A 25,151-nucleotide genomic window follows, 5' to 3' on the forward strand; every position below is an offset into this window, starting at 1 on the left:
TTTGTAAGTTCCTCCTTAATTGTCTGCTATTTGCACGATAGGATCTGTCTGTATAAGTACGTTCCCAGCTACAGCTCTTGAGATCATACAGGAGCTTTCTGCCTTGTGTGCAATACGAATCGCCTTATCCATATCGTCCTGTGTCGCTTTTGACGTTAAGATAACCACAGGAGCATGCTTAATCGCTTCGTAGGTGAAGATATTATTGGTTACATCTACTGTTGCCTCAGATGTCAAAGTGAGACTCTTTGTTTCCAGGGATGAACGCTCCAGCATAGCCGCCAGGGTAATAAGGTAGCAGGTCGCCGCAGCGCCAAGCAGCATTTCATCCGGATTGGTTCCAACTCCAGGTCCACCCATTTCCTTCGGGATGGAGATCTGTGTCTTTAACTGACCCGCTTCAATGGTTCCATCGCTGTTCCTGCCGCCATTCCAGACGGCAGTTAGTGTAAAGGGATGCTTCATAATTTTGTAACCTCCAATCCTTCCTATCATACCATAGCCTGTCTACATAAGATCAACATCAAGACCTAACACATGAACAGCCGGGAGGACTCATGCAAGAGTCTTTCCCGGCAGTTATTAAGCCACTTCCTAAGCATTAACTATACGATTACTCTGAGTCCACCACAGGGAACCATCCAGGTACATTCATGATCATATTCCATAGTGGGTCAGGAATAACCAGTCTTTCCTGGTCCAATTTCGTTAAGTTAACCGCTATATGCTCTTCGTTGCCTGATTCAATCTTCTCCACCCAATCTGGCTCAATGATCAGCTCACGTCCGAGCGCGAGAAGCGGAACTCCTGTCTCTAGAGCTGCCAAGGCTTCATCTGGAGTGTGAATTTGTCCAACCCCAATAACGGGAGCTTTGCCGCCTACCCGTTCCAGAATCCATTCCATTCTAGATTTCGAATCATCTGCTCCTCTTCTAGGCTTCGACCAGAAGTCATTCAAGGATACATGAATATAATCCAAGTTCTTCTCTTTAATTGCATCAAGCAAAATGAAGGTCTCCTCCATCGTCAAACCGGGAGTTTCCGGCTCCTCTGGAGAGAAACGGTATCCAACAATAAATGGAGCTTTGGCATGCTCTCGAACGGCTGCCTGCACGCTGTCTATTACTTCTAGCGGAAAAGTAAGCCGCTGATGTGCATCTCCTCCGAAGCGATCTTCTCTTCGATTGGAATGAGGGGATACAAATTGCTGAATGAGATATCCGTTAGCCCCGTGAATTTCCACACCGTCAAAACCGGCAGCAATCGCACGGCGTGTCGCTTCACCAAAATCCTGAATGATGCTCTCAATCTCGGATTCAGCAAGTTCTCTTGGCATCGGTGAGCCTGGTCTTTCACTTGCCACCGCACTTGGTGCCACAACATCTCCGCCGACAGCATCAGGAGGGCATAAACGACCACCATGGAAAATTTGCAGTACAGCTTTGGCACCTTGTTCCTTAATGGAATTTGCCAGCTTGGTCAGACTCGGTATAAAGGAATCATCTGTTGATGAGAATTGGCCTACGAACCCTTTTCCATTCTCCGTCACGTAAGTAACCGCTGTGACCACCATCCCGGCTCCTCCAGAACGGCGTGCATAGTATGCAAGCTCTGCATCGGATACGGTGCCATCTTCATTCGAGGATGAATGGGTCATCGGTGCCAAGACGATTTTATTCTTCAGTATAATGCCATTCGGTAAAGTCACTTTCTCAAAAATCGGACTGTATTTTGGATTCATTCTATTCCACTCCTTTAATCTATATCTTCATTCCTATTTGTAAGATATAAAGAGCTAATAAACTACAAGTACCTTACTAAAACAATTATAGTAACTTGATTATACTCTTTCAAGCAGCTTCGGACCTGCCATGAGATCACTTGAAACCGTCTAATGGACTATACCTTCGACAATTTGCTTGAATTTTGTTGCAGTATGCTTCTTTTACCCTCAGAAGGAATCTTAAAAAGACGTACGAAAGTCCGACCCACATCATAAATGCAGACCGGACTCCTTAGGTTCAGAGTATTGGCATAAATGAATTAATTCTTGACCAACGCTCTCTGCATGTCCACTTCCTTGACACATTCCAGTGAATCATGATTATCATTGAAGGCAAGCGGTGTCACAGGATAAACATCCATTAACGTATCTTGAAATGACCTGATCATCGGCAGCATCCGATGCATTTCGGTCATATTCGGATCAAGCCATGCATCGATCTGATCTGGCGTAAGTATGGCCGGCATCCGGTGATCAAACTCACGAATGGTCATGTTTGCATCTGCCATCAGCATCGTACAAGTACGGAGCGGCTGCTTCCTCGTATCCTTCCATACCTCATACAATCCGGCAATGCCGAACATAGAGCGATCTGGCATAACTACACGTACCGCATACCTGCGCTTGCCATCCTGACGCCAATAATAAAAACCATTGCAAGGTATAACACAGCGTTTTTGTTCCACCATTTTGCGGTAAGTCACATTCTCACTAACGGACATTAAGTCGGCATTAACAGCATCCTTGCCCCAAAAAGGAATAAATCCCCAGCGATACTCATCCATGATACGTTCTCCATCCTCATAGAGAATAATCGGAGCATGCTGCGTCGGACTAATGTTATAACGGTTCTTGTAATAGTACATAACTCGTTGTATCGCAAAGTGATCACGCACCTCATCTAAATCTGCGGCCAGTGAATAACGTTTACACATCTGTCTTCCCTCCCTGTATTTTCCTATATCATTTGTGGCAGGAGGGAAATTTATACTTAAAATTTGTAGAAATTATTCATCATGTGTACTATCATGTAGAACTGAATGCATAGTTATGGAATTAAAGTGTTTCAGGATGAACCGTTCCTGGTGAATAGGATTCGTTAAGCAAAAATACCAAGTACATATTAATAGTAAGGGGCGAAGCGGATTGGATTTTTGGATATACTCTATTATCAGCATGATTTATATCATCCTCGTCTTATGGATGGCGATCGATCTATCACGAACGAAGAGGTGGCTTCAGTACCCTCTGCTCCTTCTCCTTGTTACACTTAGCCTTGCTTACGATAATGGCATCATAGCTGCAGGCGAAGCGATAGGCGAAGGAAACCTGCTAATGACACTGAGCAGTCTTCGTTTTTGGCTGCATGCTTTTGTTACACCTACACTTGTTCTGGCCGGCAATTATATTCTGCAGCGCTCAGGTGTAAGATGGGGACGTAAGATGGCTACGCAGATCGCTGCCTGGTTGATTACAGCGGGTCTCATTATCTATCAGATCGTAAGCTCAACCTTGGCTGAAGTGCAGCATCTTACTCTCACGGTAGAGTATGGTGTTATGAGATATAGTGCAGAGGGCCAGGCAGGTCCACCCATTATGGTTATCATTGTAGGCATTATTCTGCTCGTGATAGGAATCCTCGTCCTCGTGAAGCAAAAATGGGCTTGGCTCCTTGTTGGGACGGCTCTATTGTTTATCGGGCAGCTGATCCCTATTCCCATCGAAAGCTCGGCTGCAACCAATGTATTTGAATTGATTCTGATACTGTCCATTTGGCTCACCATTCGGCATCAGGATCGAAATCCAGCATAGTTCATATCATGAAATATTCAGCGAGTAAATTATGACGTGGTATATTTAGAATTAAATGTGCACCAAAAAACTCTAGATCTGCTGAAGCAGATCTAGAGTTTTTTGGAGTTGATATTCGAGAAGATCACAGCGTCCATATTCGCTTCGTAAGTACGGGGACGTTAAACTTATCTCCCCACTCATGAATTGTTTCGAACACATCATCTGCATCCGTGCCATCCGCTATTCGGTAAACATTCATGACAGGTACAATTCGGCGTCCCTTGGGTTTAATTGCGATAGAAGGACCAAAGGCTTCCTCAATAATGATGGATTTAATATCCTCCGGTTGATAAATACGATCACCGATCTGCAGCGAATGATTAATGAGCTTAAATAGTTTGGGCTTCTTGGACAGCTGGGCAAGAAGGATTGTAATTTCAAATGCAAAAACTGCGCTATATAGTATGAACTGGATCGTAAACAATTCTCCGTCCTCTGACAGATTAAGTAGGCCCAAAAAGAGCGTAGCCACTCCAAATATCACTAACGTGCGGATTCTTTTTCTGTGACTGACCACAAACTCGGGTGTAGGTTTGAATAGCTCCATATCTGTCCTCCTCACATTATCGGTAACCTTATAAGTAATCATAATTTATCTTAGATCAATCGTATATCTCCGATCTGAAACATGAACTGACCTAAATTTAATATCTGAAATTTCCTCTCTTCACCGGGATTTGATGCCTCTCAGCCATCGCCTTGATCTCTTTCATAATCATATCTTCCTGCTTCTGATCTTGGAATTTAATTCGCATGTACATAGGCGTTCTCTTTTTGTTAAATAACTGTATTCCAACGCATGGATGAAAGTAACCTCTAACAATAATGAACTGAATCTCAGAAGCAGTGATTTGATTAGACCCGACTCGATAAGAGTCTGGAAGCACTTCAAATTCGACAGGTCTCCAAGGCTTGTATTTAATGAAATACCAGGCCATCATGATAAGGTAGTATAAACATAACAATATGTAAAAAGAGAACATCCAAAAAATCTCCGATTCTCTACGTAAGCTAGTGACGAATACCCAAGTTTGGAGCGCTATAAACATAAAGACGGCTATTAAATTTGATAATTCCTTAGGACGATTAACCATGTGGACTTTGCCTGATTCCATGAACTTCAGCCCTCCTTCAGTTAACTATTGATCCGCGGATAAACACAAACTGAACATTCCATAATATGACATTCCTGCTCTATATCGTAACTGAGTTACTTTTGTACTGTCAATGCACACAAAAAAGAACACCCTTATATTGGTGTTCACCCTACCTGACTTCATTTCAGTAATTTCCTGAACCCTTCAACGTGCTCTTCACGATAGCCCATAGATTCATACATTCGGTGAGCTTCGACTCTTTGTCCGCCGGATACGAGAATAATATATCTGCAGTTCTGCTGTCTGGCAATCACTTCAATCTCATTCATCAGCTTTCGGCCAATGCCTATTCTTCGGATTTTGGAGGATACTACGACATTTTCGATCACCATAAAAGGCTCGCACTCCCCAATCAGATCTTTACACAGGATTCCCATCAATGATCCCGCCAGCTGATTCTCATAAAAAGCACCCAGCACATAATAGCTCTTATCTTCAAGCAGCGTTTGATAGGTCTCTTCCATCTTCGCTAGGTTTGTACTGACACCGATCAGTTCTTCGTACAGCTCTGCCAGCTGCGGCAGATGCTTCATTTCAATTTGCTCAATATAGACCATGCGACTCCCTCTCTCTTGTTCATGTGCCATTTAAAATTTTTTCTTCAGAAAATATTGCTTGATTTCCCCGGGAAATAAATCGTTGATTCCGTATACATCATACCCGTTCTTCTCATAGAACGAAGGCGCTTGATAAGAAAAAGTCGACGTATGCGCAAACAAACAGCCTGCTTCTCTTCCTCTGCGCTCGGCTTCGCACAGCATATATTTGCCGAATCCGTTGCTCCGATAGGCTTCTGCAATCCAAAATACATCAATATATAAACCGTACAGCCATGTCTCGCAAAATATTCCTCCGACCACTTCTGACGCTTCGTTCTTCAAATAGAGATGAATACTGTCGCCAGGCTCTTTCAGCAATCCACCGGTTGCTCGCATATTATATCCATGCAGCTTACGGCTAATATCTTCATAGTCCGAAACAGCTTCTCTGTCCGAAGATAAACGCATATTCTCAAAATAAATATCTGCCATCAGCGCTGATCCTCTCTGAATGAATCTAATCTATAAACCGCAATAGATTCAATTTATGTTTTATTTCTCGGGTAATCGCAGAATTAGCATAAGTTTGACAAATACTTGTCTATTTTTTGTCAAAAGCTATAGCTTACTGTAGATTGGTTGACCTATTCGTCTATTTTCAAGTTTCCATGTTCCTGCTTATTGATCTCAGCCTTCCAGATCACGTGCATAGGCGGTCAACTTCGTACGCTGTACTAATGTATCATATTCGCTTTTTAGTATACTCATGTGAATGATATCATTGTATTTCCCATTCCGATAAATCTTCTGCCTCGCTCTTCCTTCTTCTACAAAGCCGCATTTCTTATAGCAACGGATTGCCGCATGATTGAAATCATATACCTGTAGCTCCAGCCGATTTAAATTCATCTCATTAAATACCAGATTTTGCAGCAATCGTATCGCTTCAGAGCCGAAACCTCTTCCTTGATCTTTCTTCGAACCAATAACAATCGCAAGCGAGGCCGTTCGGTTCTTCCAAGAGATATTTAACACATCAATCTGACCTATATACTCGAGCGTATCCTGATGCGCAATGACAAAGCCCTTGTGTGTATCTGACTTGCCGTCCATCATCATATGTATGAAGTCTTCTGTCTTTTTTATACTTTGCGGATAAACTAAATAGGTCACTTAAAGTAGACGTAATAACCGAATCGTTAACCCAGCTTTGTATTGCGGATAAATCCTCCATTCGATATTCTCTTAGAACAATTCGTTCGCCTATAATGTGCCCCATTGCTAACACCTCTTTTGGTTTTTTAGCCTACCTGACAGCCCTTCTATCACAGAAATCGTTCATGGGATTAAGGACCTGCAATCCATCTTTTCATTATAAAGGTCATTGTACTAAAAAAAAGATGACTTCGGAATCTCCGAAGTCATCTTCATCCATTTAACTACAGCTTCCTAGACGTCAGCTTAGCCTGGGTAAACAAGAGCAGGTAATCGTATCCCCCAGCCTTGGAATCCGTACCTGACATATTGAACCCGCCAAATGGATGTGCTCCAACCAAAGCCCCGGTACATTTGCGGTTTATATACAGATTTCCACAGTGCATCGTCTCCAGCGCTTCCTCAATGCGATTTTGGTCTGAGGAGAAGTAAGAGCCTGTTAATCCAAACTCTGTATCATTATAGATCTCAATCGCTTCCTTATAATCTGAAGCCTTGCATATAGCAAGAACGGGACCAAATATTTCTTCCTTCATGATTCTGGCACCTGGTTTCACATCTGCAAAAACCGTAGGCTGGATATAGTAGCCGTTACCTTCAGCCGGACTTCCTCCCGTTAGTAACGTTCCTTCGCCTTTGCCAATTTCGATGTAATTCAAGATTTTATCATAAGAGCCCTTATCAATGACCGGTCCTGCTGGATAATTCAGCTCTGGTAATCCGACAACAAGCTTCTCCGTCAGCGCCTTAACCTTCTCCACAACTTCATCATACACAGCTTCCACAATGATCGCTCTTGACCCGGCAGAACATTTCTGTCCCTGGAATCCAAAGGCAGAAGCCACAATGGACTGTGCCGCTGCATCCAGATTCGCAGTCTCATCTACGACGATCCCATCCTTGCCGCCCATTTCGGCAATAAGCCGCTTAATCCAGATTTGGCCTTCTGACGTATTCGCTGCCAGCTTACTTATATGAAGACCGACCTCCTTTGAGCCGGTGAAGCTGATAAATCGGGTCTTCGGATGAGAGGTTAAATAATCTCCAACTTCTTCTCCGCTGCCAGGTATAAAATTGATAACACCAGCTGGAAGACCCACCTCTTCCATAAGCGCAACAAATTTATGAGCTATAGCAGGCGTCGTCGATGCAGGCTTAAGCAATACCGTGTTTCCTGACACAACGGCAGCAGTTGTCATGCCTACGCATATAGCCAGCGGGAAATTCCATGGAGGTATGATGACGCCAACGCCTAGAGGAATATATGTTAAGCGATTGTCTTCCCCTTGCACCTTGGTTAGAGGCTGTGTTTCATTAATTTGATCAAGGCGCAATATTTCACGCGCATAAAATTCAATAAAATCTATGGCTTCTGCTGTATCTGCATCGGCCTCAGCATAGTTTTTTCCAGATTCAAGAATCATAAGTGCTGAGAATTCATGCTTGCGTTCCCGCATAAGCGCTGCTGCCTTGAATAAATACTCCGCTCGATCTCTTGCAGGTACCCTCTTCCATGTTTCGAATGTGCTTACCGCCATTTGCATCGCTTCTTCTGCCAGTGCCTGATTCGCTTTACTCACATAACCAATGACTTCGTCCAGATTACCCGGGTTAATTGAAGTAATGACATCCTCAGTGAACACCTTTTTTTCACCGATATGCAGAGGGATATTCTGACCTAATTCAGACTTTACTATGCTAATCGCTTTTTCCATTGCCTGCTTGTTCTCTTCCAAACTGAAGTTCACGAAAGGCTCATTGACAAAAGGACTGATATTCTCTGTCTTATTCACGTTACATATCTCCTCTCAAATTAGAACATCGCAATTGTAATCAAATAAACCAAAGGGGTATGTTTCCTTCACTTACTCCTAAGGTACTGCTAGCTTTATTCAATTATGAGTGAGCCAGAAATATTGCAGCAGAGCTTACGTCCTTTCCCAAGTGCAATGTCACCATTAGGGTTACTCATAAAAAAAAACGCCTCTGCACTTTCGTTCAGAGACGGTATTCGAACTTATTTATTTTATTATACTTTCAAAGGCTTCTTCCATAATCCTAAGATGAATCCAGAGAGAACGGCACCAATTACAACCGCCAGCAAGAACATCAATGCATTGCTCGCAAGTGCAGCGACAAAGATTCCTCCATGGGGAGCCGGGAGGTTAATTGCCCACAATTGAGTCAATCCTCCGGCGACCGCCGATCCAACGATACACGAGGTCAATACCCGAAGCGGATCAGCTGCTGCGAATGGAATGGCACCCTCAGTAATAAAGGACAAGCCCAGTACATAATTCGTAATCCCGGATTTGCGCTCCTCTTCCGTAAACTTATTCTTGAAGAAGGTTGTTGCTAACGCTATAGCCAATGGAGGAACCATCCCCCCCGCCATGACAGCTGCCATCATCAGCCCATTCTCATTTCCGCTTGACGTAAACACGCCAATCGCAAATGTGTATGCAGCTTTGTTAAACGGTCCGCCCATATCAATTGACATCATACCACCGAGAATGATTCCGAGCAGAACCATATTCCCTGTACCCAGATTGTTAAGTACATCTATCAAACCGGTATTAATCCAGCTGAAGATCGGTGACAAAATATAGAACATCAGTGAGCCGGTAATCAGCAGTCCGAACACCGGATATAGCAGAATGGCTTTTAATCCGTCAATGGCTTTGGGCAAATGCTTAAATACCCGGCGAAGTCCAATGACAACGTACCCTGCCAGGAAACCGGCTGCAAGTCCACCGAGAAATCCGGCATTGGCATTAACCGCCATCAAACCACCCACCATACCCGGCATAAGTGCCGGTCGATCAGCAATACTCATTGCAATGAACCCCGCCAGAATAGGAATCAGGAAATGAAACGCTCCATCACCGCCCCCGATCGTCTGGAGCAATTGGAAGATCGGATGATCCTCTCCTCCGACTTGTTCAATGAGGAACGAAATCGCGAGCAGAATCCCGCCGCCGACAACAAACGGAAGCATATGAGATATACCGTTCATTAAGTTCTTATACAAGGTACTGCCGACACTTTTCTTCTCATCCGCAGCTGGTGAAGCCGCTCCACCTTCTGCCTGGTAGATCGGGGCATCTCCTTTTACGGCTTTGGATATCAGCTCTTCTGACTTACGAATACCATCGCTGACAGGACGCTGCAATACAGGCTTACCTGCAAACCGGGCCATCTCGACATTTTTATCTGCCGCGACGATAACCCCCTTCGCCCGGCGGATTTCATCTTCGGTCAAGACATTGTTCGCTCCTTCAGAGCCGTTGGTTTCCACTCAAATATGAACGCCCATCTCCTGAGCCTTCTTCTTGAGTGCGTCTTCAGCCATAAAGGTGTGTGCAATTCCCGTAGGACAAGCAGTTACCGCAACAACAAACGGAATTTCTTCAGCTTGGTCTACTGCCTTCAGAGTCTCATTTGTCGATGAGTCTGCCGAGTGCGTCTTATGCTCCGACTTCTCTGAACCCTCCGCTTCCTCAGCCTGCTTCTCATTGAATAGGGCGGTTACCTCATTCGGCGTCTTTGTTTGCAGCAATCGTTCAATGAAAACGTTGTCAATCAATAGCCGGGAAAGGGCAGCGAGCGTACGAAGATGTGTACTTCCCGCTCCTTCCGGTGCTGCAATCATGAAGAACACATGAGCAGGCTCACCGTCCAATGATTCAAAATCGACACCGGCTTCGCTTTTTGCAAATACAACGGTTGGCTCGTTCACTGCTGAAGTCTTCGCATGAGGCATCGCGATCCCTCCGCCGATTCCTGTGCTGGATTCTGCCTCACGTTTATATATCATTTCTTTGAATAGAACAGGATCATTGATACGCCCGCTGCTAGCGAGACTAGCTATCAATTCATCCATTGCGCCATCCTTCGAAGTGGATTTCAAATTCATGATCATCGTTTCTTCAATCATCAAATCCGTAATTCTCATGTGTAACAACTCCCCTGAATGATCAGGCGTGCATTTTCACGCCTATTAGGTCTTACTTTTATATTTATAATTTGGTGATTTGGACTTCAGGAATCAATTTATCAATTTCTTTTCGCTGAGCAAGATCGTCTGAAAATGCCGTTGCACTGCCTGAAGCTACACCTGCACGAAATGCCTCTAACGGGTCTTTTGTTTGAGTAAGCGTTCCTACAAAGCCAGCAATCATCGAATCTCCGGCACCGACTGAATTTCTTACGGTTCCCGCAGGAACCGTGGCGTGATAAACAGCCTCACTTGTAATCATCAAGGCTCCTTCACCAGCCATAGAAATAATGACGTGCTGTGCGCCTTCATCCAGCAGCTTCCTGCCATAGGTAATGAGGTCGTCCTGAGACTCGATCGTAACTCCGAACATTTCAGCTAATTCGTGATGATTCGGTTTCACCAGCAGCGGTTTATAGTACAAAGCTTCGAGCAAGGCCTCACCTGTCGTATCAATGACAAATTCTGCCCCTGCCTTCTGGCAGGCTTGGATTAATCGAAGATAGAAGTCACCGCCAAGTGAAGGTGGAATACTGCCTGACAGCACGAGAATGTCTCCTTCTGCAAGCTGATTCAGCTTCTGAAGCAGAGCCACTGCCTCTTCCTCTGTGACTACTGGACCAAGTCCATTGATCTCGGTCTCCTGGTCATGCTTCAATTTGACGTTAATTCGTGTATCATCCTGAATGAAAACAAAATCCGATCTAATTCCTTCCTTGTTCAGATACGCGTCTATAAAATTCCCCGTAAATCCACCAATAAAACCGAGTGCTGCATGTTCTGCATTCAGCTGCTCAAGCACCCTGGATACATTGATTCCTTTACCGCCGGGGAGCTTAAGATCCCGCTTCATTCGGTTCAAGCTGCCAAGCTCCAGCTGTTCAACTTCCACGATGTAATCGATGGATGGATTGAGTGTTACCGTATATATCATTTTAATCCCTCAATTGCTTTAAATTTCGGTCCAAGCCATTTCCTATATTCGGCCGGAACCCTGTCTGTTATTAACGTCGCTTCTTCCAGATTAAACAGCTTGGCAAAAGCGATTTCCCCAAACTTGCTTGAATCTGCAAGCACATAGGTCTGTCCGGATAACTGATGGGCCCTGCGTTTAATTAATGCCTCTTCCGGATCCGGAGTCGTATAGCCCATCGCCATATCCAATCCATTGGTACCCAAGAAGCTCTTGTCGAAGCGGAAGTTATCCATATTTTGAAGTGCTATGCTGCCAATGACCGCCTTCGTATGCGGTTTCATCATGCCACCTAGCAAATAGCTGCGTATCTTTTTACTAACCAGCGCTTCTACGTGGGAGAGTCCATTGGTAACAACGGTAATATCCTGTGCTTCAATATAAGGAATCATGGCAAGGGTGGTCGTACCCGCATCCAGATAAATACATTCACCATCATAGAGCTGTTTGGCCGCCATGATCGCTGCTGCGGTCTTTTCTTGAACGTTTTTGAACGTTTTCTCATCCATGCCAAGCTCAATGCTCTTATGACTTACAAGCGAAGCCCCTCCATGGACTCTTTTGAGCAGGTTTTTTGCCTCCAAATCCACCAAGTCTCTTCGAATTGTCGATTCTGAAGCCTGAAGTAATTCGACCAGCTCCTGAAGTTTAACCACTCCACGCTGCTGTAAGCGTTCTAAAATCATTCGATATCGTTCTTCTGTCAGCATCTTTTCTTCCTCCTGACTGATTCTATAGTACCACATATCTAAATAAAAACAATCATTTTCTATCAAAAACATTCAGTTTTCGTCAAATCGATGCTATTACATTAATAAAGGCTCCAAGCAGGCTTGCCTTCATGCAAGAACTCCCGCCAGAGCCAGATCGCTTGTCTAATCTATGAAAATTAATTACCCAACCGACATTGGATTGATTCACGCTGCTTCTTCGTCAAGCTCTTGAATACCAAGTCGTAGGAATGATCAATCATCGGCCGAATATCCTCTGCTCCAAGGTCTTGTTCCAGGTATACCGTGTTCCAGTGCTTTTTGTTAAGATGATAACCCGGCATGACCGCCTGATGCTGTTCACGCAGATTCACGGCTATAAGTGGATCGCATTTGAGCGATATGCTGAGCGGTTCCTTATCCTTATTCAGGGAAATCAAGGCAAACATTTTCCCCTCAATTTTGGCCACAAGGGTATCCGCCCCGAACGGATAATCCTCCTTGGCAGCCTTTTTGGCCAAACAATAGGAAACGATTGAATTCACTTCAGAACTCTCCTTCGTACGTATTCAGAAATGATATGTATTACATCAAAGGTATTGCAAACACCACAACGATTCTCACTCTGTCCACTTGTCTCGTATCATCCTGTTACTTTCTCCCATAAGCACTCTACCTGAACAAGCCGTTTGCCTTCAAATTCTAACCGATAGATGTCCGGCTTCGAGGTTCCTGCCCAGAAATCATAGCCATACTGTGAATCATAATAATTCAAGATTGCCACCATGATATTGCCATGTGTACCGAGAATAAAACTCTTCTCCGAATAATCATCTAGAATTTGTTCAATGATCGGGATTGCACGCTGCTGCATTTGCCTAGTAGATTCTCCACCTTCAAGTGCATAATCCAGATCTTCAAACGAAGCTTTTATCGCTCTCTCCAGCACTTCCCAGTCTGATCTATGTTCAAGTCCTTCTATCATTCTTTCCTTAAGCTCCTCATGGAGTACAACCTCTAAACCCTTGGATTTCGCAATAGGATTAACCGTATCAACGGCACGAACGTAAGGACTGGATATAATGAGGTGCACCGGTATGGAAGCAAATATATGAGCCAGCTCCTGTGCATGTGCCGCTCCTTTGTCAGACAAGCCTCTTGTACGCTCTTCTCCAAATTTAAACGGGGATTCCGCATGCCGTACCATATATAATATCGTTCTACCTGAACTCACTAATATGATTCCCCCTGATTCATAGATAATATCGTACAACAATCTTTTATATCTTATTCCATACCACGATAAACAGTGTCGCAAGCGGTCCCATTAGCAATGAGAGCAAGAACCAATTCAAACCACTTCGATTCTTGCCTTGTGCCAGGCCTGCATTAATGAGGGCGAGTGTTCCCCAGCCCATGTAATAACCACTGTCCATAAGATTGCCCTCCCCCAAAAAGATGTTTCTGCTCAAGTCCTAGACTCTATGCTCTCGTGTTCCAGCCTTGAGGGTCCATAACGATCCGTTTGCATTCAGCTTGACGTTAAATATCCATTACTTTCACATAGCTTCATGCACGGATGTCCCCTAAACTTCTCCCCAGAAGATTTGTGTCGTATATTCGAAATACACTTGTCCTTCCTGTTGATAGGAATCAAACAGCTCCTGCAGCGCGTTCATCATAGGCTCATAATTAGGGTGGCCAGGCGGTGGGCTGTAGGAGGAAGATTGTAATCTGCCGCTTAACCCTTCATAGTCAAAGATTTGCCGATTAGGAAACTCCGCCTCATGCAGCTCTCCATTCTTAAAAAATGTATGCAGCATATCTGAAGTGATATTGGTATGCTTTACCTCATTGTAATCCGTTCCATAGGTATGAAGCAGCTCATCATATTTGACTAGGAAAGGCGTACCTTCGGTAAGTCTTGAATTCCATATCAGGATTACCTTCCCTTCTGGCTTCAGAATACGCTTAAACTCCTCTTTTGCTAAGCGCTGATCAAACCAATGAAATGACTGGGCGCAAACGATATAATCAACCGACTGAGCTTGCAGGCCCGTCTCTTCCGCAGGACTTGACTGCGCTCTGAATTGAGCGTTGCCTGACAGCCTTGATTCTGCTGCCAGCCGCATTTCCATGTTTGGCTCGACCGCAATCACTGTACTCCCTCTGGCTAGCAGCAGCTCCGACATAATCCCTGTCCCTGCACCGATATCGGCAATCGTACTTGCCGGCTTCAGCCCTATCGTTCCGTACATATAATCGATAGCTTCCACCGGATAGCTTGGACGATATTTTACATAAGAATCGACCCGATCTGAGAAACGTTCTTTGTTATTCATTTGATCAGCCACTTCCCTTCCTATTAATAAGTAGAACTACCTCTTTCTTATACCGAGGCTGTACATTCTATTATAGCTTCCATATCTGGAAGATGATAGTTTGCCATCAGACTATTTTGGCCATATACAATTCATCTGCATACTGTCCATCCACGATCAGTGAATGACGTTTCTTGCCCTCCATTTCAAATCCCATCTTGTGATACAAGGCAATCGCAGCTTCATTATGAGCCATTACCGTCAGCTCAATTCGGTGAATCCTGTGCAGCCTGCACCATTCCTCCATCGCGTGAAAGAGCTTCGTACCGACACCTTGACCGGTGTATTGCTGTAAAATACCAATGATCATGTACACAACGTGCTTCTTACGCTGCAGCTCAGAGCCAATGATACCAAGCTGCCCGATCACACTGCCTACTTCATTCACAGCTAATAGCAATGTAGAGTGTCCTGATTCCAGCATCCCCTTAATCCGCTTCGTCTGGGATTCGATCGTTGCATTCCTTTCCCCTGGTTCATACAGCATGAACTTCGTTTCCCGGTCCAGCTCCTGATTCAGCCTGAGCAGCTGCTCTGCATCTTGTACCTGTACCTCTCTAATCTGTATATTCTCCATATGTAGTCCCCCCTCTAATCATCACTGAACAACTCATTCAATATCTGTTTTTTATTCTCCAAAAATCTTCTTGTCACTTGATAATGCTCCGTATCTTCATATGCAATCGGACGGATCGGCGTTTGATCAAAGCTGAAAATATCCGCATCTGGATATCCCAGCAATATCGGTGAATGCGTTGCGATGATGAACTGAGCCTGCTCTCTTAAGTCATAGATCACTCTAAGCAGTGACAGCTGTCTCGTTGGTGACAAAGCAGCCTCGGGCTCATCCAGCAAATATATTGCCCTTTGGCTTCCGAACCGATGAACAAATAAGCTGAGGAAGGATTCTCCATGTGACTGATGATGTAGTGATTTACCTCCATAATTTGGCAAGTGCTCAGGATCAGAATCAATGTGGGAGGCAAATTGATAGAAGGACTCTGCCCGGAGGAAGAATCCATTCGTAATTTTGGGCATCCAGGATAATCGAATGTAGTCTCCTAAGGCCGATTCCGAGGCTTCTACATCATACAGATTATTTCTCCCTCCGCCAGCTGTATGAAATCCACATTGATAAGCAATGGCTTCAAGCAGCGTTGATTTGCCAGAACCATTTTCACCCACAAAAAACGAGACTGGCTTGCGAAATTGGATTTCCTCCATACTATGAATGGAAGGTATTGAAAAAGGATACGCTTCACTGTTCTCGATTTTATCATGAAGCATGAGAACTCTTTTTAAATACATCTTCATCCTCCTCAGAATACGAATTTGGTGATATATTTCGCAACGAATCCTCCAGATTACAGATACAATAAAAAAGACCGTAGCCTAAACTGCTAATACGGTCCTGACAAGTATGTAATTCAATTCTATCATTTAGGAGCAGCATTACCCAATTCTTTTACGAAATAGAGCAGTAAATCATCATTGACCTCCACCTGATCACCTAGAGCTACTTCCCGATTATGATTCATCAGACCATTGCCATCTGGAATATAACCTCTCTTGCAATAGATACGCTGAGCAGCACCAAAATCCTTATAAAGCCCCATGCCAATCCCAATACTGTCATAGGAGTTATAGGCTGCTATACTTTCAAATTCTTCGATCAGCTGATTACCGATCCCTCTTCTCCGGAATTCCGGAAAAATATTCACATCATTAATTTCGGGTATACCTTGTGCTCTAAAATACAAATAGTCCGATTCAAACTTCAAATGTGCGCAGCCAGCAAGGATTTGCTCGTCCAGGTACACAAGAAGTGTGACCCTAAGGCCGATTTTGTTCTCATGCAGACATTGTTCATAGAATGAGTCAGCACGTACGATTTTGTGGCGCTCAAAAGCTTTTTTCCATTGCTCGAGTGTTTTCTCTGAATCAAGTCTCTCAAGAATCATTGACATAATCAACCTCACAATCAGAATTTAAAGCTGTACTGAAGCTGTCATTATTATAGATTATATGCCTTTTTCAATAGTGTTGCTATACTAAAAAAACAAACGATAGCGGAGCGCTACCGTTTGCTTCATGTGCTGGATTAATCCAAGCATTTACTAAGTGTATGCGCGAATTTCTAACGGATAACGTGAACTCCAGTAATTCCTTACCCACTTGCGAATCAGCTTACCAGCTTCTTCGGGAGAGTAAGCAGTTGTGTCCATTGTCGATATGGGAGGACTGAACGAGAAATTATCACTGCTCAGCAGCCGATGTGCGAGTCTCGTGTTGCTCCATATCATCTCTTGAGTGGCTCCACGATCCCTAAGTCTATGGTCTCTCACTTCATCACTGCAATGCAGATTCATAAAATAGACTTGGCTGAATAGTTCTCTGTATCCGCTCTCGATTACATCCTCCGGGGTCAAGGTGCCTACAATCACCGTGCCCCGATCACTCATTGAAATTTGATGAGCCATTTGCAGGACAGGTCCTAATGACAAAGAAGAATCCAAGCTTTCTTCCGGATGCAGGTCAAGAACTACAAACTCAGGAAGTAAACTTCGCAGATAAGGAACAACCGATGATTTTCCTACACAGCTTGCGCCTGTTACGATAAATAAGGGGGTCTTAGGCATATATCGCATCTCCTCTACTTTGAAATGAAACCGTTTGCTAAAAATAATGAGAGGGCTTACAAAAATCCTATACCTAAGGTTAACACATTTTCGCCCCGGATAGAAACGCTAAAGTTCATCAATTTGTAACGAAAAGACTCTTTTTATCCATGGTTTTGTGATTTTTCTCGCTGTTTGAGCCGAACTAGTAATTATTTTTCCAATCCGGCAGTTCATCCAGTGTAATTACATATGGACTGTTATACACCTTTGTCAAATGCTGTGTACTATTCTGAATACCATCTCGCAAGAACTCTCCAGACCAAGTCACAAACCAGCTCCAATCCGCATGATAGGCCTGCAGCAAATCCGGATCAGGAATAGGCCCATTTTCCGTCAATGCAATGATCTTGTGATCGTTCACCAGTGTCTTCAGATTCTCATAACGGCTGCTTACCGGCCCATAATTCCCAGCACCTGGATAGCTGTCAACGCTGATAATATCAACATATTGATCCCCCGGATACCAAGCCGGATTCTCCGAGTTCCATACCCATATGAGATGATCAAGCCCATGGAAATTCGTGAATCGGTCATACATCAGCTGGTACAGCTCTTTGGCAGGTTCCGGACCCTTGGCACCCCACCAGAACCATCCTCCTTCCGCCTCATGCAGCGGTCTCCACAGTACCGGTATATTTTCCTGCTGAAGTCTTTTGAGCTGGACAGCAATGGCATCCATATCCCGAATGAGCAGCTGATAATCCTGGGAATCCGGGTGTGACATGGCATATTCAATGTCGAAAGTGGTTGCTTCCGTATAGAAGCCTCTCCACCATTCCTTTCCAGGTTGATCGATCAGATCTTTTGGCGCATTCCAATGCCACGCAAAGGTGACGATACCGCCTCCGGCATCCCACTCGATCGCATGCTCAATATCCGATGATACCGTCCCCCGCTCTGTTCTTGAAGGTGAATAGTCCATCAGATCAAGACCTAATACAGCCGGCTTCTTGCCAAGTGTGCTATGGATCCAGTTCGCATCGGCCAGTGTTTGCTGCCCAGACAGAATATGCTGTCCATACTCTGATTTCAAATAATTGTATAGGGACACGGCCTCACTGCTGGCATCTGGATTAATGAGTGCTGCATTGAGTTGATGCGGTGGTGGATCTGAAGCTCTCTCCAGCCTTACATAGTCAATATAATACCAGCCCCAATTACTGATGAAGCTGATCTCCGTCGTACCTCCTTGAAGCATGATTTTTCCTGCATCTACTTCACTGAAATTCGTTGTTTCATGAAGTGTAATCTCACCTTGCGATGAACCTCCCACGACAAGACTCGTGTTCTTCGTTCCGTGCGGAGCCTGATAACGGATACTTAAATTGTAGAGACCTGTATCCGGTACGGTCACTTGTATACTCAGCTTATCGTTCTGCGCATCAAATCCTCCTACGTACCCGCTGCCAGAGTAGCCTTGCAATTGTGTCATTACATCAACACCTGTGAATACTCCATTCTCCGCTTCAAATATAATGGGAGCCGCCTCCATTTTCTTCAAATTAGAAGGTATCATACTGCTAATCAGCAAAATACAAAGAAATACTGCCCAGCTATTCTTTACACGCATGGCTAGTTCCTCCTTTCCAATGGCGATGCATTCCTCCGCATCACAATCAATCCAATCCGTTAAGCAATTTAAGCGTCTACATTTTCATTAGTCTGATCACCTCCTTATAGAGATGTGGCCGATAAGGAGTCCAAGTCATGGACTCCTTGATCAGGTCATCATTTTCTTCAATAAGGCTTGTTCAAGTCGTGGATTAACAGACAGGTTCATATAGGATTGAGGAGGATTAAACGCATAGCCCCCCTTAAGCAGCTCGAGCGACATGGGCGCAAATTCGATACAGGATAAGATAGGAATGGCATATCCATGAGACACACCGCTGAAATATTCACGAAGCTCCGCCCCTGATCCTCGCTCATGTCCCTCTGCAATAGATACGAGGGTGTCGATATCCTCCTGGATCGGCATTCCAAATTCAATAAAAGCTTTAATTTGTTTCACAGGAGAGGATACATATATGAATGCCGCTGCAGGCTCCTTTATAAACCTCCGACGAAATTCAATCGTTTTCTTGCCTTCTTTGATTTGCTGGTAAGGCTCAGGCTGTAAACTCAAAATAATCTGACGTTTAGGCAGATCCAATAACAGCTGTAATTGTTCATTCATCTCGTCAGCACGCTCCTTTGTCTGTTTCCAACTGAATATTTTCGCTAAAAACAGACTGAACCCTGCTCCTTCGATTACAAATGAACTTAAGCGGAGTTCCAGTGTGAGAAGACAAATACAGCTGGTGAGTTCCAGTAAATCGTGATTTCGTTCCCCGCATAACTATCCTCATCATCGATATAGCAAGCAGCAGCAGGCTTGCCTTGAAGATGAGCTCTCATGCATTCATCGTTTAAATGTTTGTTTGGTCCACCAGCCAGCATGCCTGGTACGGGTGCATCTACACCATCACCTACGGATGGCCGATGATGAGGATGCATAACGGAACGCTCTCCAAACCCTGTTACATAAGACAGATCAAGTACATTAAGGCCTAATATATAATGCACATGACCAAGTGCAGCCTGTTCGTACTCCACATTTCCACATAATTTATGAGCCAAGAGAAGCAGCATCGCTCTGTTCATGACAACCATATTACTCCCCCAGATATAATCGTCTTCTAAAAGGGAGATACCATAGCCATCTTGCTTCGCGATCTCCAGCAAGCGATCTGCTTCATTCATGAGATGGCCCTTGAGGTCAGCGTAGAGGGCAGTATCTTTCTCTTGCTCATCTGCCAGCAAATATCGAACGGTTCCATATCCGCCCATATCCGCCCAGCTCAATTCACATTTAGGGAAATCCCCCTGCACGTACCCTTTGACCGCATCATGGTATACCGATTCACCGGTGGAAAAATACAGCTCGGTTGCAGCCCAATACCGCTCATCAAGATCACATGCATCTCCATATTCACCCGTGTAAATGTCCGGGGGATTTTTAAATCCTGGCTCATTCGGATGTGCCTCAAGCCAAGCCCAGGAACGTTTGGCTGATGTGAGACATCTGTCAGCAAACTCAGCGTCATAGGTATCGTATATTCTTGCTGCAGCAGCCATCACTGCACAGCTGGCCGCTGTTGCCGTTGCAGATATAGGAGCGAATACAAGTTCGTCCTCGTCCTCCTCCGGCATGACATCAAGCCCGGGAAATTGCTTGGTTGTCAGCTTGTGATAGGACCCGCCGGTGACCGTATCCTGCATCTTAAGCAAGAACTCCAGCTCTACCTTGCATTCATGCAGCACATCAGGCAACACACCATCCGATTCGGGCAGAGGTACCGGATAATCAAAGGCTTCCGGATACAATTCCCAGCTAAGCATCAGATCGGCCAGTGCTTTTGCACCAGCTACAACATATTTCCCGTAATCGCCTGCATCGTGCCAGCCTCCATTGCCGTCAAGCCGCTGATCCGGATTCGTATGAACATAGCCCGGAGAAGTATGACATGCCTTATGCTTCCACACTCCCGCATACTCCTCGTCCAAGTCTTCTCCACAGCGCAAATAATAGAAGGCCTTCAATAATCCGGCATGAACCTCATTATAAGGCTGTTCGGATATCATAAATGGAGCAGATTTATTCCCTTCCTCATCTTCAATCCTGTATTGTCCAGGCTCTTCAAATGATGAAAAATCACCCTGAAATAAATGATCACCAGAGCATAGATCCTCCACTCCATCCTGTGCCTGAGCAGAATAAACAATCTCAGAGGTCGCTGTATCCCTAATGTGGAAGGTAGAGCTGCTTCCTCTTAATATCACGAGCTTGTTCCCCCTCAAGGGGTAGCCGATCTGATTGACAAGAATTTTACGATTCGAATTAGGCACTTTTTCGCCCTCCTGATCTTTTATTCGATAGAAGAAGCCATCCCTATGCATGATACTTACATGTCTTTAGGAATGGCCTCTTTTGAAAAACACAAATGGACTGCAATTGAGTTATTGATTGTTTATTTGTTCAATAAATGAGTGGCTTTAATGAAATCTGACATGGAGCGAACGACCACTTTACCTGGTGATGCCGCTGCAAAAGCTTGTTCTCCATAAGTACGGGAAGCAAACGATACTTCTTTTACTTCACCTGGGAGCAAGTCGAAGAAATTGTCACTGAATACACCTTCGGCTTCACTATCCAGCCATACCTGCTTCGCCAGCATATTGGATTCCAAGACAAAGCGAGTTCCACTCGAGCCTTCGACTTCAGTGATCTTCACTTCAGCAGCGCCCAGCTTCAAATCCTTGAATGGAACAAAATAGTGACGCTGCACATCAACGACTTGACCGTTAACCAAGAGTTTAGCAACGGCCGTTGTACGTTCCGGATCATGACCTTGAAGCAGCTTCGCAAGTGAGAGAGACAGAACGAGATTCGTCGCATTCCCCGGATTACTTACCGCATATGTCTCGGTATGATGAACCGTACCGTCAAAATCGACAACTCGGATTTGCAGTTCACCTTCTATTGGACGGAGCAGATCGGACAGCAAGTAGAAGTCAACTTGGTTATCCTTGGTTCCGTCAATGGAGATCATTTCGTCGGCAAAGCTGCGTTTAGCGTAATATTGCAGTGCTTTCCAATTGCCGTAATAGTCCATTCCTGCCCAAGAAGCGACAGGCCACGTATCGTTCATCTGCCAATATAATGTTCCCATAACAAATGGTCTGTTTCTGCGGTGTGCCTCAATGGCCATCTTCATTGCATCCGCTTGGAGCACCTGGCTCATATAGAGGAAGGAAGGAAAATCCTTCGGCTCTGTCATATACATATCCATATATTCTTTGATGAGGCGGTTTCCATCCCCATTCTTCTGATGGGCGCGCATCACTTCGGAAGTCAGCTCAAGATCCGACTCTGTTGCATAACGAAGAACAGATTTGTGCTCAGGGAAGGATTGGAATCCATATTCACTCATGAAACGGCCCAATTTGATATTGTAATTCTCGAAAGGCTCCGTGTTATGCCATACTCCCCAATAATGGACATCCCCTTCGATTGAGCTGGTAGAAGCATGCTGGTTAATATCGTTAGTAACCGAAACAATCGGTGATGATGGCCAATAATCTGTACCTGGAACGAGTTCTGACAATACTTCTGGGAGCAGTTTATGGAAGACAGCTTCATAATCGGCCCAGATTTTCTCACGCTGCTCGTGCGTATAATCCTTTTTCCAGCCCCAGCCAGCATCTTCATTGTAGTGCGCCCAAGCCGAGTCAATCTCGTTGTTTCCGCACCAGAGTGCGATACTTGGATGGTTGCGTAAACGCTTGACATTGTCGATCGCTTCATGACGAACACTCGTAAGGAATGCTTCATCACCCGGGTACATACTGCAGGCAAACATGAAGTCCTGCCATACCAGGATTCCATATTCGTCACACAGCTCATAGAAGACGTCCTGCTCATAAATACCGCCGCCCCATACACGAAGCATGTTCATATTGGAAGCTGCTGCAGATTCAATCTCATGTCTGTAGCGCTCACGGGTTACCTCTGTAACGAAGCTGTCGTTAGGAATATGGTTAGCCCCTTTAGCAAACACCGGAACCCCATTGAGCTCAAAATAGAAGGATCTGCCGTATTCATCCTTATCACGGACGAGACGAATGCTGCGCAGCCCCGTTTTTACAGAAGCTTCAGCTAGTGCTGTTCCAGCATCCTGATCCAGCACCTGAGCGGTGAACGTGTACAAGTGGGCTTCCCCAAGACCTCTGGACCACCATAATTTAGGATTCTTGATATTCAGTGCAATTTCTACTTTCTGAAGTCCTGGTACCAGGGAAACCTTCTCACTCCACTCTCCTTGCTCTGTAGCAATGCGAATGACTCTGTCGCCTGGCTGATCTGCCGTGATCTCTAGAATGGCGGTCAGAGCAGCGGCCTCCTTCGTTACTACCTGCTGGTGAATATACAGGTCTGCTATGCGGACACCCGTCCAGGCTCTCAGCTCAACCTCACGCCATATACCGCTCGTTACAAATCTCGGACCCCAGTCCCAGCCGTAGTGATAAGGCGCTTTTCTAGCAAAGATGCTTACTCTCTTATTGCCGAGTTCTCCTACCTCAGACTGATCATTCGAAGCTGGAAGCGCGTATCCGAGTGCTTCAAGCTTGGGCAAATCCTCGTTGATCGGAGAACGGAATACGATTCTCAGTTTATTGCCTTCTGATTTGGCGTAAGGCTTAATATCCGCTTCCCACGTGCGGAACATATTGTCTGCGGATAAGACATGCTTATCATTAATGAACACTTCCGCATATGTATCAAGCCCGTTAAATACGAGCTCAATATGCTCCTTCTCCAGCAGTTCATTTGGTATATCAAACAGGGTTTTATATTCCCAGTCTTTTTTATCAATCCATTGAACAAGCTTTTCATTCGTACCATAGAACGGGTCAGGAATCTGGCCATTTCGCAGCAGATCCGTATGAACACATCCCGGAACTACGGCTGGCAGCCATTCTTCTCCTTCACACGATTTAAATGTCCAGTCATTTAGCAGCAGCTTCGATTCATGCATGGTTTAGGAACCCTCCAAATGTGTTATATTCGAATCCATTTCATAATACTATTTGGGATGACTTATAAAATAGATTCATTTCTGAAACCTATTGTCTCATGGAATCGACAACACTTCAATCATTTTGTTATCCTAACAATATATATTTTAGATAACAAAACAAAACATCAGATAAGTTCGGGTTTCCAACATATAGAGTTGTGACTGAAATATTACATGCGCGGCATAAGTGGGTTGTTCTAACGCTTAACGATCTTAACCAACTACACCCGTACGCTCCACACTTTCGACAAAGTAGCGCTGTACGAATAGGTACAAAATGATCAGTGGGGCAATCGCCAGCAGGATCCCTGTATCCACAATCATTGCTACATGGTTTGGATCCGCCTTAATGTCTGTACCCGACAATCCCATCAGCTGAGGAATAATCAGATTAACCTGCGAAGGAAGCGAAGCAACCTTCAAAGACATCAGACTGCTGTCGCTCATGAACAAGGATGGATAGAAGGTATCATTGTACGTCCACACAAATGAGAACAGCATGACAGTAATCATCGGAGGAATGGCGTTTGGGAGCATGATTCGGATAAAGGTCTTGATTCCGCCTGCTCCATCAATCAGGGCCGCCTCCTCGATCTCCTTCGGCAGACCCTTAAAGAACTGGCGGAAAATATAGATAAACAACCCCGCCTTTAGTCCGGTCGCAGTAGCCGCTGTGATCATAGAGGGCCAGTACGTATTTAAGAGATTGACTCCTTCTTTACCTGTTAACAAAGTAATCATGCCTAAGATATCAAAGTTTCTAAAATGGAGGTACATCGGTACCATCAGTGTACTGGAAGGTACCAGGATGGTCAGAATCACCGCACCAAACAATATTTTACTCCCCGGGAATTCAAATCTGGCAAAGCCGTAACCGGCGAGAGCCGTGGATAATGTCGTCAGCAGCATGATAACGACAACATAAACCATCGTGCTCCCAAGCAGAGGGAAATAGTTCATTACCTCAGCTGCAAGCTTAATATTATCCAGTGTAAAGTTCACCGGTATCATATAGATTGTCGGATTATATATATCTACTTTATCTTTAAAAGCTGTAGATACCTTCATCATGATGGGATAGAGGATGACAAAGGAAATGCCGATTATGAGCAAATAACGAAAGATGTCCCAGAGCACGTTCATCACTTTGTTTTTCGTGCGCTGCATTCGAAATACGACCGCTTCGCTGCGTCCGATTCTTTTGATTTCCTGCATGAATACCTCACCACCTAACAAGACGG

General features: G+C 44.7%; 25 protein-coding genes and 1 pseudogene. 1 reads left to right on the forward strand and 25 read right to left on the reverse strand.

What is annotated here, in order from left to right:
• Positions 1-15 precede the first annotated feature (15 nt).
• The 3 genes from BK126_RS01625 to BK126_RS01635 all read right to left on the reverse strand — a co-directional run bounded on the left by BK126_RS01625 (position 16) and on the right by BK126_RS01635 (position 2,718).
• A complete protein-coding gene (locus BK126_RS01625; RefSeq protein WP_076310995.1) occupies positions 16-465 on the reverse strand; it encodes an OsmC family protein in 450 nt (149 codons plus the stop codon).
• Positions 466-613: 148 nt separating this feature from the next.
• Positions 614-1,741: an NADH-dependent flavin oxidoreductase gene (locus tag BK126_RS01630; protein ID WP_076310996.1), complete on the reverse strand. Its 1,128-nt coding sequence runs from the start codon at positions 1,739-1,741 to the stop codon at positions 614-616.
• 302 nt (positions 1,742-2,043) lie between these two features.
• The gene (locus tag BK126_RS01635; protein WP_076310997.1) at positions 2,044-2,718 is read right to left on the reverse strand and encodes an SOS response-associated peptidase; all 675 of its coding nucleotides are present in this window, start codon (positions 2,716-2,718) and stop codon (positions 2,044-2,046) included.
• Between the two features lie 211 nt (positions 2,719-2,929).
• Between BK126_RS01635 and BK126_RS01640 the strand changes: the two genes are divergently transcribed.
• Positions 2,930-3,595 carry a hypothetical protein gene (locus BK126_RS01640; RefSeq protein WP_076310998.1) on the forward strand — a complete coding sequence of 222 codons (666 nt, stop codon included), beginning with the start codon at positions 2,930-2,932 and terminating at the stop codon, positions 3,593-3,595.
• Between the two features lie 124 nt (positions 3,596-3,719).
• On the opposite strand, the gene BK126_RS01645 is transcribed toward BK126_RS01640, so the two are convergent.
• The 22 genes and pseudogenes from BK126_RS01645 to BK126_RS01745 all read right to left on the reverse strand — a co-directional run bounded on the left by BK126_RS01645 (position 3,720) and on the right by BK126_RS01745 (position 25,125).
• A complete protein-coding gene (locus tag BK126_RS01645) occupies positions 3,720-4,184 on the reverse strand; it encodes a hypothetical protein (protein WP_076310999.1) in 465 nt (154 codons plus the stop codon).
• Between the two features lie 97 nt (positions 4,185-4,281).
• Positions 4,282-4,752, reverse strand: a complete 471-nt coding sequence (locus tag BK126_RS01650) for a hypothetical protein (protein WP_076311000.1) — start codon at positions 4,750-4,752, stop codon at positions 4,282-4,284.
• A gap of 161 nt (positions 4,753-4,913) precedes the next feature.
• On the reverse strand, positions 4,914-5,351 hold the full coding sequence (locus BK126_RS01655) for a GNAT family N-acetyltransferase (protein WP_076311001.1): 438 nt from the start codon (positions 5,349-5,351) through the stop codon (positions 4,914-4,916).
• A 30-nt stretch (positions 5,352-5,381) separates the two neighbouring features.
• A complete protein-coding gene (locus BK126_RS01660) occupies positions 5,382-5,825 on the reverse strand; it encodes a GNAT family N-acetyltransferase (RefSeq protein ID WP_076311002.1) in 444 nt (147 codons plus the stop codon).
• A gap of 195 nt (positions 5,826-6,020) precedes the next feature.
• Complete coding sequence (locus tag BK126_RS01665) at positions 6,021-6,452, reverse strand: GNAT family N-acetyltransferase (RefSeq protein WP_305954024.1); 432 nt, start codon at positions 6,450-6,452, stop codon at positions 6,021-6,023.
• Positions 6,453-6,772: 320 nt separating this feature from the next.
• The gene (gene pruA / locus BK126_RS01670) at positions 6,773-8,341 is read right to left on the reverse strand and encodes an L-glutamate gamma-semialdehyde dehydrogenase (RefSeq protein WP_076311003.1); all 1,569 of its coding nucleotides are present in this window, start codon (positions 8,339-8,341) and stop codon (positions 6,773-6,775) included.
• A gap of 236 nt (positions 8,342-8,577) precedes the next feature.
• Positions 8,578-10,503 (reverse strand): annotated as a pseudogene (locus BK126_RS01675) (PTS fructose transporter subunit IIABC).
• A gap of 64 nt (positions 10,504-10,567) precedes the next feature.
• The gene (gene pfkB / locus BK126_RS01680; RefSeq protein WP_076311004.1) at positions 10,568-11,479 is read right to left on the reverse strand and encodes a 1-phosphofructokinase; all 912 of its coding nucleotides are present in this window, start codon (positions 11,477-11,479) and stop codon (positions 10,568-10,570) included.
• Positions 11,476-12,228, reverse strand: a complete 753-nt coding sequence (locus tag BK126_RS01685) for a DeoR/GlpR family DNA-binding transcription regulator (protein WP_076311005.1) — start codon at positions 12,226-12,228, stop codon at positions 11,476-11,478. The genes pfkB and BK126_RS01685 overlap by 4 nt, the downstream gene beginning before the upstream one ends.
• A 179-nt stretch (positions 12,229-12,407) precedes the next feature.
• Positions 12,408-12,773, reverse strand: a complete 366-nt coding sequence (locus BK126_RS01690; protein ID WP_076311006.1) for an MmcQ/YjbR family DNA-binding protein — start codon at positions 12,771-12,773, stop codon at positions 12,408-12,410.
• A gap of 98 nt (positions 12,774-12,871) precedes the next feature.
• Positions 12,872-13,462 (reverse strand): histidine phosphatase family protein, encoded by a 591-nt coding sequence (locus BK126_RS01695; protein WP_256702674.1) that lies wholly within the window; start codon positions 13,460-13,462, stop codon positions 12,872-12,874.
• 46 nt (positions 13,463-13,508) lie between these two features.
• Entirely contained in the window at positions 13,509-13,664 is a 156-nt protein-coding gene (locus tag BK126_RS29245; protein WP_179085499.1) for a hypothetical protein, read from the reverse strand.
• A gap of 150 nt (positions 13,665-13,814) precedes the next feature.
• A complete protein-coding gene (locus BK126_RS01700; RefSeq protein ID WP_076311007.1) occupies positions 13,815-14,570 on the reverse strand; it encodes a class I SAM-dependent methyltransferase in 756 nt (251 codons plus the stop codon).
• Between the two features lie 106 nt (positions 14,571-14,676).
• Positions 14,677-15,186, reverse strand: coding sequence for a GNAT family N-acetyltransferase (locus tag BK126_RS01705; protein ID WP_076311008.1), 510 nt, complete (start codon positions 15,184-15,186; stop codon positions 14,677-14,679).
• Between the two features lie 14 nt (positions 15,187-15,200).
• Positions 15,201-15,917 carry an AAA family ATPase gene (locus tag BK126_RS01710; RefSeq protein ID WP_076311009.1) on the reverse strand — a complete coding sequence of 239 codons (717 nt, stop codon included), beginning with the start codon at positions 15,915-15,917 and terminating at the stop codon, positions 15,201-15,203.
• 128 nt (positions 15,918-16,045) lie between these two features.
• Entirely contained in the window at positions 16,046-16,576 is a 531-nt protein-coding gene (locus tag BK126_RS01715; RefSeq protein ID WP_047909574.1) for a GNAT family N-acetyltransferase, read from the reverse strand.
• A gap of 150 nt (positions 16,577-16,726) precedes the next feature.
• Positions 16,727-17,248 carry a DEAD/DEAH box helicase family protein gene (locus BK126_RS01720; protein ID WP_076311010.1) on the reverse strand — a complete coding sequence of 174 codons (522 nt, stop codon included), beginning with the start codon at positions 17,246-17,248 and terminating at the stop codon, positions 16,727-16,729.
• Positions 17,249-17,432: 184 nt separating this feature from the next.
• The gene (locus BK126_RS01725; RefSeq protein ID WP_076311011.1) at positions 17,433-18,860 is read right to left on the reverse strand and encodes a glycosyl hydrolase; all 1,428 of its coding nucleotides are present in this window, start codon (positions 18,858-18,860) and stop codon (positions 17,433-17,435) included.
• Between the two features lie 150 nt (positions 18,861-19,010).
• Positions 19,011-19,466, reverse strand: a complete 456-nt coding sequence (locus tag BK126_RS01730) for a hypothetical protein (protein ID WP_076311012.1) — start codon at positions 19,464-19,466, stop codon at positions 19,011-19,013.
• Positions 19,467-19,552: 86 nt separating this feature from the next.
• The gene (locus BK126_RS01735) at positions 19,553-21,178 is read right to left on the reverse strand and encodes a glycoside hydrolase family 9 protein (protein ID WP_076311013.1); all 1,626 of its coding nucleotides are present in this window, start codon (positions 21,176-21,178) and stop codon (positions 19,553-19,555) included.
• 122 nt (positions 21,179-21,300) lie between these two features.
• The gene (locus tag BK126_RS01740) at positions 21,301-23,868 is read right to left on the reverse strand and encodes a beta-mannosidase (RefSeq protein WP_076311014.1); all 2,568 of its coding nucleotides are present in this window, start codon (positions 23,866-23,868) and stop codon (positions 21,301-21,303) included.
• Between the two features lie 255 nt (positions 23,869-24,123).
• Positions 24,124-25,125 carry a carbohydrate ABC transporter permease gene (locus BK126_RS01745; RefSeq protein ID WP_076311015.1) on the reverse strand — a complete coding sequence of 334 codons (1,002 nt, stop codon included), beginning with the start codon at positions 25,123-25,125 and terminating at the stop codon, positions 24,124-24,126.
• Between the last annotated feature and the right edge of the window lie 26 nt (positions 25,126-25,151).

Origin of the sequence: Paenibacillus sp. FSL H7-0326 (assembly GCF_001955535.1) — a bacterium.
Taxonomy (GTDB): Bacteria; Bacillota; Bacilli; order Paenibacillales; family Paenibacillaceae; genus Paenibacillus; species Paenibacillus shunpengii.

Bases quoted from the DNA above. Each gene is read 5' to 3' on its own strand.
- BK126_RS29245 (WP_179085499.1), bottom strand. From the start codon at position 13,664: ATGGACAGTGGTTATTACATGGGCTGGGGAACACTCGCCCTCATTAAT.
- BK126_RS01660 (WP_076311002.1), bottom strand. From the start codon at position 5,825: ATGGCAGATATTTATTTTGAGAATATGCGTTTATCTTCGGACAGAGAA.
- BK126_RS01650 (WP_076311000.1), bottom strand. From the start codon at position 4,752: ATGGAATCAGGCAAAGTCCACATGGTTAATCGTCCTAAGGAATTATCA.
- BK126_RS01685 (WP_076311005.1), bottom strand. From the start codon at position 12,228: ATGCTGACAGAAGAACGATATCGAATGATTTTAGAACGCTTACAGCAG.
- BK126_RS01635 (WP_076310997.1), bottom strand. From the start codon at position 2,718: ATGTGTAAACGTTATTCACTGGCCGCAGATTTAGATGAGGTGCGTGAT.
- BK126_RS01730 (WP_076311012.1), bottom strand. From the start codon at position 19,466: ATGAATGAACAATTACAGCTGTTATTGGATCTGCCTAAACGTCAGATT.
- BK126_RS01630 (WP_076310996.1), bottom strand. From the start codon at position 1,741: ATGAATCCAAAATACAGTCCGATTTTTGAGAAAGTGACTTTACCGAAT.
- BK126_RS01720 (WP_076311010.1), bottom strand. From the start codon at position 17,248: ATGCCTAAGACCCCCTTATTTATCGTAACAGGCGCAAGCTGTGTAGGA.
- BK126_RS01625 (WP_076310995.1), bottom strand. From the start codon at position 465: ATGAAGCATCCCTTTACACTAACTGCCGTCTGGAATGGCGGCAGGAAC.
- BK126_RS01725 (WP_076311011.1), bottom strand. From the start codon at position 18,860: ATGCGTGTAAAGAATAGCTGGGCAGTATTTCTTTGTATTTTGCTGATT.
- BK126_RS01700 (WP_076311007.1), bottom strand. From the start codon at position 14,570: ATGAATAACAAAGAACGTTTCTCAGATCGGGTCGATTCTTATGTAAAA.
- BK126_RS01710 (WP_076311009.1), bottom strand. From the start codon at position 15,917: ATGTATTTAAAAAGAGTTCTCATGCTTCATGATAAAATCGAGAACAGT.
- pfkB (WP_076311004.1), bottom strand. From the start codon at position 11,479: ATGATATATACGGTAACACTCAATCCATCCATCGATTACATCGTGGAA.
- BK126_RS01745 (WP_076311015.1), bottom strand. From the start codon at position 25,125: ATGCAGGAAATCAAAAGAATCGGACGCAGCGAAGCGGTCGTATTTCGA.
- BK126_RS01740 (WP_076311014.1), bottom strand. From the start codon at position 23,868: ATGCATGAATCGAAGCTGCTGCTAAATGACTGGACATTTAAATCGTGT.
- BK126_RS01655 (WP_076311001.1), bottom strand. From the start codon at position 5,351: ATGGTCTATATTGAGCAAATTGAAATGAAGCATCTGCCGCAGCTGGCA.
- BK126_RS01705 (WP_076311008.1), bottom strand. From the start codon at position 15,186: ATGGAGAATATACAGATTAGAGAGGTACAGGTACAAGATGCAGAGCAG.
- BK126_RS01665 (WP_305954024.1), bottom strand. From the start codon at position 6,452: ATGATGATGGACGGCAAGTCAGATACACACAAGGGCTTTGTCATTGCG.
- BK126_RS01645 (WP_076310999.1), bottom strand. From the start codon at position 4,184: ATGGAGCTATTCAAACCTACACCCGAGTTTGTGGTCAGTCACAGAAAA.
- BK126_RS01715 (WP_047909574.1), bottom strand. From the start codon at position 16,576: ATGTCAATGATTCTTGAGAGACTTGATTCAGAGAAAACACTCGAGCAA.